Source organism: Aureimonas phyllosphaerae, from assembly GCF_047943035.1.
In the GTDB taxonomy this organism is placed as follows: Bacteria; Pseudomonadota; Alphaproteobacteria; order Rhizobiales; family Rhizobiaceae; genus Aureimonas; species Aureimonas phyllosphaerae.
Window position 1 is genome coordinate 639,841 of record NZ_CP181348.1, and the last position, 12,969, is coordinate 652,809.

General features: G+C 72.2%; 14 protein-coding genes. 10 read left to right on the plus strand and 4 right to left on the minus strand.

Translation table 11 applies throughout. From position 1 onward, the window contains the following. Positions 1-7: 7 nt before the first annotated feature. On the minus strand, positions 8-394 hold the full coding sequence (locus ACLNGM_RS02880; RefSeq protein WP_416357104.1) for a response regulator: 387 nt from the start codon (positions 392-394) through the stop codon (positions 8-10). 98 nt (positions 395-492) lie between these two features. Between ACLNGM_RS02880 and ACLNGM_RS02885 the strand changes: the two genes are divergently transcribed. Genes ACLNGM_RS02885 through ACLNGM_RS02895 form a run of 3 tightly spaced genes read left to right on the plus strand, consistent with a single transcriptional unit; the run spans position 493 to position 4,164 of the window. Continuing rightward, a complete protein-coding gene (locus tag ACLNGM_RS02885; RefSeq protein WP_416357105.1) occupies positions 493-2,121 on the plus strand; it encodes a histidine kinase famiy protein in 1,629 nt (542 codons plus the stop codon). A gap of 52 nt (positions 2,122-2,173) precedes the next feature. Further along, a complete protein-coding gene (locus ACLNGM_RS02890; RefSeq protein ID WP_416357106.1) occupies positions 2,174-3,568 on the plus strand; it encodes an anthranilate synthase component I family protein in 1,395 nt (464 codons plus the stop codon). After that, the gene (locus tag ACLNGM_RS02895; RefSeq protein WP_416357107.1) at positions 3,565-4,164 is read left to right on the plus strand and encodes an anthranilate synthase component II; all 600 of its coding nucleotides are present in this window, start codon (positions 3,565-3,567) and stop codon (positions 4,162-4,164) included. The genes ACLNGM_RS02890 and ACLNGM_RS02895 overlap by 4 nt, the downstream gene beginning before the upstream one ends. Here ACLNGM_RS02895 and ACLNGM_RS02900 read toward each other — a convergent pair. Continuing rightward, entirely contained in the window at positions 4,149-4,388 is a 240-nt protein-coding gene (locus ACLNGM_RS02900; protein WP_090965814.1) for a hypothetical protein, read from the minus strand. The genes ACLNGM_RS02895 and ACLNGM_RS02900 overlap by 16 nt on opposite strands. Positions 4,389-4,540: 152 nt before the next feature. Between ACLNGM_RS02900 and ACLNGM_RS02905 the strand changes: the two genes are divergently transcribed. Beyond that, a complete protein-coding gene (locus tag ACLNGM_RS02905) occupies positions 4,541-4,738 on the plus strand; it encodes a hypothetical protein (protein ID WP_416357108.1) in 198 nt (65 codons plus the stop codon). A gap of 28 nt (positions 4,739-4,766) precedes the next feature. Beyond that, complete coding sequence (locus ACLNGM_RS02910; RefSeq protein ID WP_416357109.1) at positions 4,767-5,024, plus strand: hypothetical protein; 258 nt, start codon at positions 4,767-4,769, stop codon at positions 5,022-5,024. A gap of 40 nt (positions 5,025-5,064) precedes the next feature. Here ACLNGM_RS02910 and ACLNGM_RS02915 read toward each other — a convergent pair whose 3' ends face one another. Then, entirely contained in the window at positions 5,065-5,856 is a 792-nt protein-coding gene (locus ACLNGM_RS02915; protein WP_416357110.1) for an endonuclease III domain-containing protein, read from the minus strand. Between the two features lie 66 nt (positions 5,857-5,922). Continuing rightward, entirely contained in the window at positions 5,923-6,804 is an 882-nt protein-coding gene (locus tag ACLNGM_RS02920) for a LysR family transcriptional regulator (protein WP_416357111.1), read from the minus strand. Between the two features lie 122 nt (positions 6,805-6,926). Between ACLNGM_RS02920 and ACLNGM_RS02925 the strand changes: the two genes are divergently transcribed. The 5 genes from ACLNGM_RS02925 (at position 6,927) to ACLNGM_RS02945 (ending at position 12,929) form a co-directional block, all read left to right on the plus strand. After that, positions 6,927-7,868, plus strand: coding sequence for a VOC family protein (locus ACLNGM_RS02925; RefSeq protein ID WP_416357112.1), 942 nt, complete (start codon positions 6,927-6,929; stop codon positions 7,866-7,868). A 56-nt stretch (positions 7,869-7,924) separates the two neighbouring features. After that, complete coding sequence (locus ACLNGM_RS02930; RefSeq protein ID WP_416357113.1) at positions 7,925-8,548, plus strand: alpha/beta hydrolase; 624 nt, start codon at positions 7,925-7,927, stop codon at positions 8,546-8,548. A gap of 70 nt (positions 8,549-8,618) precedes the next feature. Then, positions 8,619-9,347, plus strand: a complete 729-nt coding sequence (locus tag ACLNGM_RS02935; protein WP_416357114.1) for an ABC transporter ATP-binding protein — start codon at positions 8,619-8,621, stop codon at positions 9,345-9,347. After that, positions 9,340-11,865 carry an FtsX-like permease family protein gene (locus ACLNGM_RS02940; RefSeq protein WP_416357115.1) on the plus strand — a complete coding sequence of 842 codons (2,526 nt, stop codon included), beginning with the start codon at positions 9,340-9,342 and terminating at the stop codon, positions 11,863-11,865. Before ACLNGM_RS02935 ends, ACLNGM_RS02940 begins: the two co-directional genes overlap by 8 nt. After that, complete coding sequence (locus tag ACLNGM_RS02945) at positions 11,865-12,929, plus strand: lipocalin-like domain-containing protein (protein WP_416357116.1); 1,065 nt, start codon at positions 11,865-11,867, stop codon at positions 12,927-12,929. Before ACLNGM_RS02940 ends, ACLNGM_RS02945 begins: the two co-directional genes overlap by 1 nt. The last annotated feature ends 40 nt before the right edge of the window (positions 12,930-12,969 follow it).

Below are 12,969 nucleotides of genomic sequence, written 5' to 3' on the forward strand. Positions count from 1 at the left end.
CGGCCACTCAGGCCGCGAGGCTCCCGATCGCCTCGGCGAGGTCGCGGGCTGAATAGGGCTTGCGCAGGACCCCGGTGCGCGGCCCCTCGAGCGCCGCCGCCGACAGGTCGTCGACATTGCCGGTCGCAAACAGAAGCCCGAGATCGGGCTGCAGCGCACGCAGCGCCTGCGCCAGATCGTCGCCGCGCATGTCTGGCAGCGACAGGTCGAGCACCGCCACATGGCAGGTCCCGTCGCGGCGGAGGGCACGCAAGGCCTCGCCACCATTGGCAAATTCGGAGACGGTGTAGCCGGCGTCCTCGATCCACTCGGCAGTGAGCGCGCGGATCATCGGATCGTCCTCGACCAGCATGACCTTGCCCTGCTCCGACAGATTGTGTTCGAAAACGCTCATCACCGCCTTTCCCGTTCGCATCGCGCGAACATGTCTCGCTCGCAAGCCATATCAGACCGGACGGCTCCCGTCCCCCGTCTCGTCGTCACAGGGCCGCCATGACCAACCGTTTCGACAGCCCCCCGCCTTTCGACGGTCCGCGGCCGACGGTGCGCTCCAGCGCCGCGGGGCGGCTGGACGGCCATGACGACATCTTCTTTGCCGCCGTCGAGACGACGCGCATGCCGATGACGGTGACCGATCCCTACCAGCCCGACAACCCCATCGTCTTCGCCAACAACGCCTTCATCCAGATGACGGGCTACTCGCGCGAGGAGATCGTCGGCAACAACTGCCGCTTCCTGCAGGGGCCGGACACCGATCGCGCGACGATCGCCGAGGTGCGGGCTGCGATCGAAAGCCGCAGCGAGATGGCGACGGAGATCCTGAACTACCGCAAGGACGGCTCGACCTTCTGGAACGCGCTCTTCATCTCGCCGGTCTACGACCCCGACGGAAAGCTCGTCTATTTCTTCGGCTCGCAGCTCGACGTGTCGCGCCGGCGCGACGCCGAGGAAGGGCTGCGGCAGGCGCAGAAGATGGAGGCGCTCGGGCAGCTCACGGGCGGCATCGCGCACGATTTCAACAACCTCCTGCAGATCGTCACCGGCTATGTCGAGGTGATCGCGGCCCAGCTCGACCGGCCGGAAATCGACCGGGCCCGTACGGTGCGCGCGGTGGAGAACGTGCGCTCCGCCTCGGCCCGCGCCGTCACGCTGACGCAGCAGCTCTTGGCGTTCGCCCGCAAGCAGCGGCTGGAGGGGCGGCTTGTCAACCTCAATGGCCTCGTCAAGGGCATGAGCGACATCGCCGCGCGCACGCTCGGCGACCAGATCACGGTCGAGACCGATCTCGCGTCCGATCTCGTCACCTGCCGCATCGACCCGACGCAGGCCGAGGTCGCGCTCCTCAACATCCTGATCAACGCGCGCGACGCCATGTCGGCGTCTGCCGGGGGCACGGTGCGCATCCGCACGCGCAACCGGCAGGTCTCGATCGAGGACGCCGTCCATCTCGACGGCGTGGTGCCGGGCGCCTTCGTCTCGGTCTGCGTCGAGGACACGGGATCGGGCATGCCGCGCGAGGTGCTGGCCCGCGTCCTCGACCCGTTCTTCACCACCAAGGAGGAGGGCAAGGGCACGGGCCTCGGCCTCTCGATGGTCTACGGCTTCGCCAAGCAGTCCGGCGGCACGGTGCACATCACCTCGCGCGAGGGCGAGGGCACGACGGTCGAGCTCCTGTTTCCCGCGGCGGTCGGCGACGAGACGGTCTCGCCCCAGCGCGTGCGCATCACCGAGCGGCAGGGCCACGAGCGCATCCTCGTGGTGGACGACCGGGCCGAGGTCGCCGAACTCGCGCGCGACATGCTGGAGGACCAGGGCTACACGGTCACGGTCGAAACGACGCCGCTCGCCGCGCTCCGCCGCCTCGAAGCGGGCGAGCCTTTCGACATGCTGTTCTCCGACCTCGTGATGCCCGGCGGGATGAACGGCGTCGTGCTGGCGCGCGAGGCGCGGCGGCTGCGCCCGCGCATCCGCATCCTCCTCACCACCGGCTACGCGCAGGCGTCGCTGGAGCGCTCGGACGCCGGCGGCACCGAGTTCGACATCATCAACAAGCCCTATTCGCGCCACGACCTCACCCGCAAGGTGCGCGTCGTGCTCGACGGTCCGACCGGGGTCGGCTGAGGCCAACTTCGCCATACCGGTTTGTCGGGGGATGCTGTAGGAGCCTCGCTCCATGTGGCAGCGGACGATCGACATCCCCTCTCCCGCCGAGGCGGCGGCGCGGCTGCGCGGGCTCGGCGGCCTCGCATGGCTGGATTCGGCCCGCCCGCATCCGCGAAACGGCCGCTGGTCGATCCTGGCCGCCGCACCCTTCGCCCGCTTCGACGCCGACCTTTCCGGCGCCCGGCTTGACGGCGCCCACCTCGCCCCACCGCCGTTCGAAGCGCTCGACGCGCTGCTCCGGCGCTACCGGAGCGAGCGGGAGGCCGGCGCCCCACCCTTCGCCGGGGGTCTCGTCGGCACGATCGACTTCGAGGCCGGCCATCTCCTCGAGAACCTGCACCGGCCGGCGGGCTTCGATCCGCGGCGCTCCCTCCTCGGCTTCGGCCTCTACGACACCGCCCTCGTCATCGACCATGAGGATGGCACGGCCCGCCTCGTCTCCGCCGGCTTCTCGCCCGCGCTCGATGCGGCGGCCCCCTTTGCCGACCGGCAGCGGCGGGCCGGGGAACGGCTCGATCTCTTCGAGGCCGCGCTGGCCGCTCCCGCGCCCGCCCTCAACGCCCTGCCCGCCACCGCCCCCCTCTGGCGTTCGAGCCGCGACGCTGCCGCTTATGCCGCTGATGTCGAGCGCGTGAAGGCGCTGATCCTCGACGGCGAGGTCTATCAGGCCAACCTGTCGCGCCGGCTCCGCGCGGTGCTGCCAAAGGGCTTTGACCCGTTCGCCCTGTATCTGCGGCTGCGCGCCGTGAACCCCGCGCCCTACGCCGCCTTCCTCGAGGAGCCGCACCGCACGGTCGCCTCCGCTTCGCCCGAGCTCTTCCTGCGCCTTCGCGACGGCCATGTGGAGACGCGGCCGATCAAAGGGACGATCCGGCGTGCGGGCGACGAGGCCGCCGACCGGGCCGCGGCCGAGGCCCTCCTCGCCTCGACGAAGGACCGGGCCGAGAACGTCATGATCGTCGATCTCCTGCGCAACGACCTGTCGCGGGTGTGCGAGCCGGATTCGGTCGACGTGCCCGAGCTTTGCGCGCTGGAATCCTATGCCGGGCTGCACCACCTCGTGTCGGCCGTCACTGGGCGTCTCCGGCCGGGCCTCGGCGTCGGGGCGCTGATCGCCGCGGCCTTTCCCGGCGGCTCGATCACCGGCGCGCCGAAGATCCGCGCGACCGATATCGTGGCCACGATCGAAGGCGCACCGCGCGGGCTCTATTGCGGCTCGGTCGCCGCACTTTCGTTTTGCGGCGTGGCGGACCTGTCGATCTCGATCCGCACGCTGGAGTTTGAGTTGGGCACCGTCTCGTTCGGCACCGGCGGCGGCGTGACGATCCTGTCCGACGGGCCGGCGGAATGGGCGGAGACCGAGACCAAGGCCGCGCGCATCCTCGCCGCGTTCGAGGCCCCATGATCCTCGTTCTCGACAACTACGACAGCTTCACCCACAACCTCGCGCGCTATCTCGAGCGGCACGGCGCGGCGGTCTCGGTGGTGCGCAGCGACCGGGTCGATCTCGCCGGCATCCGTGCGCTCGCACCGCGCGCGCTCGTCCTGTCGCCCGGCCCCTGCGGCCCGGCGGAGGCGGGCATCTGCCTGGAGGCCGTCGGCGCGCTGTCGGGCCGGATCCCGATCCTCGGCGTGTGCCTCGGGCATCAGGTGATCGGCCTGCGGTTCGGCGGTCGCGTCGAGCGCGCCGAGGAGCCCATGCACGGGCGCGCCTCGCTGCTCGAGCACGACGGCGAGGACCTGTTCGAGGGTCTCGCCCGGCCGCTCGAGGCCGGGCGCTACCACTCGCTGATCGTGCGCGAAACGGACGAGATGGCGGAGCACCTTCGGGTCACCGCCCGCTCGCCCGCCGGCGAGATCATGGCCCTGTCGCACCGCACCCATCCGACCTTCGGGATCCAGTTCCATCCCGAGTCCGTGCTGACGCCGGACGGCGATCGTCTTCTCCGGCGGTTTCTCGATCGCTCCAGCGCCTGGTGGGACGATCAGGCCGGCAGCTGACGCCCGAGGCGACGGCCCGATGCCGTCAGGCGGAACCAGCACGTATCGCGCCATCCGATCGCCACCGACACGAGACCCAGCGCATGAAGCTCGAGGCAGCGGCGCAGTTCGTCGGTGGCGAGGTCCCCGGTGTGGAGGCCGACGCTGTCGCGCGCCGGGCCGTCGTCGAGCCGTCGCAGCATCTCGCCCTGACCCTCGGTGATCTCGCTCAGGCGTATCCTCATGGCGGCCTCCTGCCGGCGGTTGGGTGGGTGCCGGCATGCCAGCGTTCCCCGCGAGCCTTGCGCGAACGTGTGGCTGCATTGCGAACACGGCGGGAACCCCGACCGGCCCGCCGGCGTCCTTCTCCCGAAGAGGTCAGCGGAGGACAGGCAGCATGAGCGGAGAGACACACGGTGCGCCCCCCCATTCCGGTCGCGCCGAGCCCAAGATCCGTCAGGATCCGAAGGACGAGGCCAAGACGCCCGGCGCCGGCCCCCACGCCAAGCCGGAACTCACCAACCCCGATGCCACCCCCGGCGCGGGAAGCCTGCCGGACGATGGCGAGATCGGAGACGACGCCGGTGCCGGCTGACCGCGACAATCTCGAAGAAGGACGACCCATGTCGATGCAAGAGAACGACGCCGACCGCCCCAACCCGATCCTGCCCGAGCCGATCGGCGAGGATGGACTCGTCCAGACCGGCGACAAGGCGCGGCCCGATGACACGCCACCCTTGCCGCCGATCGCCGAGGACAAGCGCACGCCGGGCGATCAGGAACGGCCGATGACGGAGGAAGAGGAACTCGACGAGGCACTCGACGACACGTTCCCGGCCTCCGACCCGATCGCCCCCAGCCGGATCGACGGGCCGCTCTGACCGAACGATGACCGCCGGGCCCCATCGAGAGGCCCGGCGGTCAGTCCACCTGGAAGGCGCTCGGGCAGATGTCTGCGAGCGTGCAGCGGCCGCAGGCCGGACGCCGGTGGTGGCAGACCTTCTGCCCGTGCAGCATCAGCACCTCGTGGTTGTCGTAGAGGTCCTGCGCGCTCCAGTCGCCGGGCAGTTGCGCGCGCAGAACGGGATGCGACGGGCCGACCGCGACCTCCGCGCCGATCAGTCCGAGCCGGATGGCGACCCGGTGGTGATGGCTGTCCACCGGCAGGGCCGGCATGCGCAGCGCCGAGAAGGAGAGGACCGCGGCGCTGGTCTTCGGCCCGACACCCGGCAGCGCCTCCAGCCACGCCCGCGCCGCTTCGGGCGCCATCTCGGCGAGAAAGCCGAGATCGAGATTGCCCGTCCGCTCGCGCACGCCGGCCAGGATCGCCTGGATGCGTGGCGCCTTGAGCTCCGGCCATCGCACCCCGTGGATCAGCGCCTCCACCTCTCGGGTCGGCGCGGCGATCACGTCGGCCCAGTCGGGAAACCGCAGCCGCAGCGCCTTGAAGGCGCGCCCCGAGTCGGCGTTGCGCGTCCGGTGCGACAGGAGCGAGGACACGAGTTCGCTTAAAGGATCGAGGTCGTGGAAGTAGCCGATCGGGCAGCCGTAGACGGCGCAGAGCCGGTCGTGGACGAGGCGCGCCTTGGCGACAAGCTCGGTCGGGGCCTCCCCCGCCGGGGCGGAGGACGCACGGCGTGGCGAGCGGCGCCTCTGCGGCGCGCCGCCGTCCGGGGTCGGGGTTGGGGTCGGGACGGTGGATTTCTGTTCCATTCGAATCGAATCCACCGCGATTCCGGGAGGTTCCCGGTTTTCGAGCCTGCGGCGATCGGCGCTTCGTTAGCCGGGCTGCGGCCGCTCGCCTTCGAGAAGCGGGCGCTCGGCCGCGACCCGCTCGGCGAGGTAGTCCATCAGCGCGCGCACGCGCGGCACGTGACGAAGGTCGGCATGGGTCAGGAGCCAGAGGTCGGTCGCGAAGCGCTCGTCCGGGTCTCCGAGCCGCCGCAGCGAGGCGCGCGCGTCGCCGACGAAGCAGGGCAGGTAGCCGCGCCCGAGCCCGGCCTCGACCGCCTCGGCGAGCCCCAGCACCGTGTTGACGCGGTAGCCGATCCGCTCTGGGGGAATTGTCGCCGCGACATGCCGCACCACGGCCATGCCGCCCATCGCGTCGCCGAGCGACACGAAATCCTCCGTCGTCCCCGTTCGCCCCTCGTAGAGTGCCCAGGCGATGCGGGCGCTCTTGCGGCCGACCAGCGTGTCGGGCGGCCGGTCGGTGGCGCGGATCGCGACGTCCGCATCGCGCTTCGACAGGTTCAGCGCCGGATTGCCGAGCACGACATCGAGCCGCACCGCCGGGCAATGGCGCCGGAAGCCGGCAAACAGCGGCGTCAGGAAATGGACGAGGAGCGAATCGTTGGTCGTCACCCGCACATCGCCGGACGGCAGCGGCTCGCGGCCCGCGAAGCGGAGCGCGGCGGCGTCCACCGCCTCCGCCACAGTGCGCGCTACCGCCGCGATTTCCTCGCCGGCGCTCGTCGGCACGAGCCGCGCGCCCCCGCGCTCGAACAGCGCGCAGCCCATCGCGGCCTCGATCTGGCGCAGCCGCCGGAACACGGTGGAGTGGGCGACATGAAGCCGGTCGGCCGCCGCCGGCAACGTCCCCGTCTCGGCCACCGCGCCGACGAGCCGCAGGTCGTCCCACGCCAGTCGATCGAGATCCATGCCTCCTGCCCTTCCCAAAGCTGCAAGCGCAGCATTGCACGGATGCAATCATGCTGCACCTGACGCAGGGCCGCCATTGCGATTATGTTGGGTCCACGCAACGAGATCCATGGAGATCCGACATGAGCCACGGCATCCACCACGTCACCGCCATCGCCGGTCCCGCCGCGCGCAACGTGCGGTTCTACACCGACACGCTCGGGCTTCGCTTGGTGAAGCGGACCGTCAATTTCGACGATCCCGGCACCTGGCACCTCTACTACGGCGACGAGGCCGGCAGCCCCGGCACGATCCTGACCTTTTTCCCCTGGGAGCACGCGGCGCCCGGCCGGCTCGGCGTCGGCGAGACGCAGGAGACCGTGTTCCGCGTGCCGGAGGGCTCGATCGGCTTCTGGACGCACCGCTTCATCGAGCGCGGCGTCGCCTTCGACCCGCCGGTCAAGCGCTTCGGCGAGACGGCGCTCGCCTTCCGCGACCCGGACGGCATGCACCTGGCGCTCGTCGCCGTACCCGGCGCGGAGACCGAGCCCGGCTGGACCGGGGGCGGCATCTCGCCGGAGGTCGCGATCCGCGGCTTCCATTCGGTGAGCCTCCTTTTGGAGGAGAAGGCGCCGACCGGCGCGGTGCTGACCGACGTCCTCGGCTTCCGGGAACTCGGATCGGAGGGCTCGACCACGCGCTTCCAGGTGGACGGTGTTTCGGTCGGCGGCATCGTCGACATCCGGGACGTCGGCGGCTTCCTGAAGCCCCGACCGGGGGCCGGCTCGGTCCATCACGTCGCCTTCCGAGCGGCGGACGATGCGGCGGAGGCGGCGATGGCGAGGCGTCTCGTCGAGAACCACAGGATCGGGGTCACCGAGCAGCGCGACCGCAACTACTTCCGCTCGGTCTATTTCCGTGAGCCGGGCCATGTCCTGTTCGAGATCGCGACCGACGCGCCGGGCTTTGCCGTGGACGAGCCGGTGGCGACGCTCGGGCAGACCCTGAAGCTGCCGGCGGGGCTCGAGTCCCACCGCGCCCGCATCGAGAGCGTGCTGCCCGATCTCGGCACCGAGGCGGCCTGACGAAACCTTGAGCGGGGCGGCCGAAAGCCGCCCCGCGCCTTTCCCCGGAGGACGCCATGAGCGAGACGACCCTGTCGCATATCCACCGCTTCGTGCCCGCCGGCGACGGGTCCGGGGCGCCGCTCCTCCTCCTGCACGGGACCGGCGGCGATGAGAGCGATCTTCTCGGGCTCGGCGCGGCGCTGAGCCCCGGCGCCGCGCTCCTGTCGCCGCGCGGCCGGGTGCTGGAAAACGGCATGCCGCGTTTCTTCCGGCGCCTGGCCGAGGGCGTCTTCGACGAGGCGGACGTCGTCGCGCGCGCCCACGAGCTCGCCGCGTTCGTGGCGGAGGCGCGCGCGGCCTATGGTCTTCCCGCCCCGATCGCGATCGGGTTCTCCAACGGCGCCAACATCGCGGCCGCGCTCCTGATGCTGGCGCCGGGCGCGCTGGCCGCGGCCGCGCTGATCCGCCCGATGGTGCCGCTGGCCCGGCCGCCCGCCTTCGCGCTTGGCGGGACGCCCGTCCTGATGCTGTCGGGCGCGATGGACCCGATCGTGCCGGCCGCCAACGCCGAGCGTCTGGCCGCGATGCTGGACGAGGGCGGCGCCCGGGTGCGGCACGAGGTCCTTCCCGTCGGCCACGGCCTGTCGCAGATGGACCTCGCGCTTGCACGGGACTGGCTGCGACAGGTCGACGCCTAACCACCCTGCGGCGTCCGGCGACAGGCCGCGTGGCTGGATCGCCGGGCGCCACGCCCCAGTTTCCGGCGCGATGCCGAACGATCTCGCCCCCGATCCGACCCGCGGCCACGCCGCCGACCACGCAGCCGATGCCCGCCTTGTCGTTCGAGGCCTCGCCAAGACCGTGCCGGGCGGCCGCGAGCTGTTTTCCGGTCTCGATCTTGCGGTCGCCGGCGGCGAGCTCGTCGCGATCGTCGGCGAATCGGGCACCGGCAAGTCGACGCTTCTCAACATCCTCGCCGGCCTCGACGAGGCGGATCGCGGCGTCGTCGAGGTCGGCGGCACCGCGCTTGGGCCCCTCGACGAGACGGCGCGCACGACGCTTCGTCGCGAGCGGATCGGCTTCGTCTTCCAGGCCTTCCACATCCTGCCCTATCTCACGCTCGGCCAGAACGTCGCGCTGCCGCTGGCGCTCGTCTCGCCCGATGCGGCGCGGGCGACGTCGGAGGCCGAGCGGCTTCTCGACGCCGTTGGGCTCGGCGGGCGGGCGGGCGACTATGCGCGCGATCTATCGGGCGGCGAGTTGCAGCGCGTCGCCATCGCGCGCGCCCTCGTCCACCGCCCGGCCCTGATCCTCGCCGACGAGCCGACCGGCAATCTCGACCCCGACACCGCAGCGCGGGTCCTGAAGCTCTTCGCTTCGGCGGTGCGCGAAGGCGCCGCCGCGGCCGTGATCGTCACCCATTCGCCCGCGACCGCCGCGGTCGCCGACCGCGTCCTGACCCTGACCGCGACAGGCCTGAAGGCCTCCGATGACTGACGCCGGCCTCGGGGCGGCCCGCCTCGCCCTGCGCTGGCTGATCGTCGGCGAGGCGCGCGCGCACCCCGCGCGCTTCCTCCTGACAGCGCTCGCGATCGCCGTCGGCGTCGCGCTCGGCTTTGCCGTCCATCTCGTCAACGGCTCGGCGCTCGCCTCCTTCGAGGGCGCGGTGCGCTCGGTCAACGGGGCGGCGGATCTCCAGGTGCGGGCGGCGAGCCCCCTCGGCTTCGACGAGGCGGCCTACGGGCCGATCGCGCTGGCGGATGGGGTCGCGGACGCGAGCCCGGTCGTCGCGCTCGACGCGCGGGCGGGCGGCGCAGCCTTCACCCTTCTCGGCCTCGACGTCCTGCGCGCCGCCCGCGTCACACCGACGCTGATCGGGCTGAACGCGCAAGGCGTCGACCAGAACCGCGCCGAGGTCTTTTCGGCGGACGCCCTCTTCCTGTCGCGCGCGGCGCTCGCCGGCATCGGCGCCGGGATCGGCGACACGATCGAGGTCTCGGCCAACGGGAGCACCGTGCCGCTGCGCATCGCCGGCACGCTGGATGGGGCGGGCGACACGGAGCGGCTCGGGACGATTGACATCGCGGCCGCGCAATGGCGCTTCGACCGGCTGGGCCGCCTCGACCGCATCGACCTGTCGGTGAGCGACCGGGCAGCCGCCGAGGCCGCCCTCCCCGCGATCCTGCCGGCCAACGCCAGCCTCGGCACGGACGAGACGGAAGCGCGCCAGGGCTCAGCCCTCAGCCGCGCCTACCGCGTCAATCTCGACATGCTGGCGCTCGTCGCGCTCCTGACCGGCGGCTTCCTGGTCTTCTCGGCGCAGGCGCTCTCGGTTGCCCGGCGCCTGCGCACCTTCGCGCTCCTGCGCACGCTCGGCCTGCCGCGCGGCGGCGTCGTCGCCGCGGTCACGCTGGAAGGTCTGGTGATCGGGATCGTCGGCGCGGGTCTCGGCCTCCTCCTCGGCTATGGGCTCGCGACGCTCGCGCTGCGGCTTCTCGGCGGCGATCTCGGCGCCGGCTACTTCGAGGGTGGCGCGGCGCGCGTCGTGTTCCAGCCGGTCGCCGCCGGCGTGTTCTTTGCGCTCGGGCTCCTCGCCGCGCTTCTCGGCAGCGCCCTGCCGGCGCGGGCCGCTTCGCGCGCGGCGCCCGCCGCCAGCCTCAAGAACGCCGGCGACCTCGTCGATCCGCGCTCCCGCGTGCCCATCATCCCCGCCGCGGCTCTCCTCGGCGTCGGCGTCCTCGCCAGCCTCGCGCCGCCGATCGCGAACCTGCCCATCCTCGGCTTTGCCGGCATGGCGCTGATGCTGGCGGGCGGCGTCGCCGGCGTGCCGTGGCTCGCGCGCCAGCTCCTGAAGCCGCTGGTGCGCCGCCCGCCGCGCGCCGTCCCCGCGCAGCTGGCCGTCCGCCACGTTCAGGGCAGCCCCGGCGAGGCGGCGACGGCGCTTTGCGGCATCGTCGCCTCGACGGCCCTCGTGATCGCCATGGCGACCATGGTCACGAGCTTCCGCACTGCCGTCGACGACTGGCTCGGCGACGTGCTCTCGGCCGACCTCTATCTTCGCGCAGGCGCCGGCAGCGGCTTCGATCCGCAGACGCAGGCGCGCCTTCTCGAGGTGCCGGGCGTCGGCACGATCCGGTTCAGCCGCCAGCTCCCCCTCTCGGTCGCGCCGGATCGCCCGCCCGTGGTGCTGATCGCCCGCGACATCCGCGACGGCGAGACGGGCGGGCTCCTGCGCTCGGTGGAAACGACACAGGTGCCGGCCCCGACCGGGAGCCTGCCGGTCTACGTCTCCGAGCCCGCCGCGCGGCTCTACGACTGGCGGCCGGGCGCCACCATCATGCTGCCGATCGGGCAGGACGCCCGCTTCTTCGTGGCCGGCATCTGGCGCGACTATGCGCGCCAGCAAGGCGCCGTGGCGATCGCGAGCGACGACTACACCCGGCTCACCGGTGATCCGACGCGCGACGAGGCGGCCGTGACGCTCGCGCCCGGCGCGGACGGCGATGCCGTCGGCCGTGCGCTTCTCGCCGCCCTGCCGCCGGGAAGCCCCGCCAACCTCGCCCGGCCCGCCGAGCTGCGCGCCTTCGCGCTCGACCTCTTCGACCGCTCCTTCACTGTCACCTACGTCCTGCAGGCGGTCGCGATGCTCGTCGGCCTGTCGGGCGTCGCGGCGACGATCTCGGCGCAGACGCTGGCGCGCACCCGCGAGTTCGGCATGCTGCGCCATCTCGGCGTCTCGCGGCCGCAGATCCGCGCCATGCTGGGTCTGGAAGGGGCGCTCCTCGGGACCGTCGGCGCGGTCGCCGGCACCGTTCTCGGCCTCGCGCTGGCCCAGGTGCTCATCCACGTCATCAACCCGCAGAGCTTCAATTGGACCATGGGCACGCGCGTCCCATGGGGGACGCTGGCACTTGTCGCCGCCGTGCTGGTCGCCGCCGCGGCGCTGACGGCCGTGCTCGCGGGCCACCGCGCGACAGCGCAAGGGGCGGTGCAGGCCGTTCGGGAGGATTGGTGATGCGCGTGGCTCTGGCTCTTTTCCTGTCGCTTGCCGTCCTCGTCTTGCCGGCGCGGGCGCAGGAGTATCCGGTGGTGCGACCCGGCGTGCCGCTCTCCTTTCCCGCCGACCACGGCGCTCATCCCGATTTCCGCACCGAATGGTGGTACGTCACCGGCTGGCTCCGGACGGGCACGGGCGAGGAGCTCGGCTTTCAGGTGACCTTCTTCCGCACCCGGCCGAGCATCGACCCGGCCAATCCCAGCCGCTTCGCGCCGGCCCAGGTCCTCTTCGCCCACGCCGCCCTGTCGGACCCCGGCGTCGGACGGCTCCTGCACGGCGAGCGCTCGGCCCGCGAGGGTTTCGGGCTCGCCGAGGCGGCGACGGGGGATGCCGCGATCGCGATCCGCGACTGGCGGCTCGCGCGCCAGCCGGACGGGCGCTGGACTACGCAGGTCACGACACCGGACTTCGCCTACACGCTCGCCTTCCAGCCGACGCAGGAAATCTTTCTGCAAGGCGACGCGGGCTTCAGCCGCAAGGGCACGGGCGAGGGCGAGGCGAGCTACTACTATTCCCTGCCGCAGCTGGTCGTCGCCGGCACGCTCACCCGCGACGGGCGCACCCGCGAGGTGACGGGCCGCGCCTGGCTCGATCGCGAATGGTCCTCGCAGTTCCTCTCGCCCGGCGCGACGGGCTGGGACTGGACCGGGCTGAACTTCGACGACGGCGGCGCGCTCGTCGCCTTCCGCATCCGGGGGCGCGAGGAGGACACGATCTTTGCCGGCGGCTCGTATCGCCGCCCGGACGGCATGATCGTGCGCCTCGGGCCGGACGACATCCGCTTCGAGCCGGTGCGGCGCTGGCGCTCGGGAGCCACCGGGGCGACCTATCCGGTGGAGCAGGTGCTGGTGGTCCGCCTGCCCGAGGGCGAGCGACGCCTGCCCCTCCAGCCCCTCTTCGACGACCAGGAACTCGACGGGCGGGCCGGCGGTCTGCCCGTCTACTGGGAGGGGGCGGTAAGGACGGATGGCGGCCGGGGCTACCTGGAGCTCACCGGCTACACCACGCCGCTGTCGCTCTGAGGCGGACGGGACGTTATCCCGGCCGTCTCGCCGTCGTGTT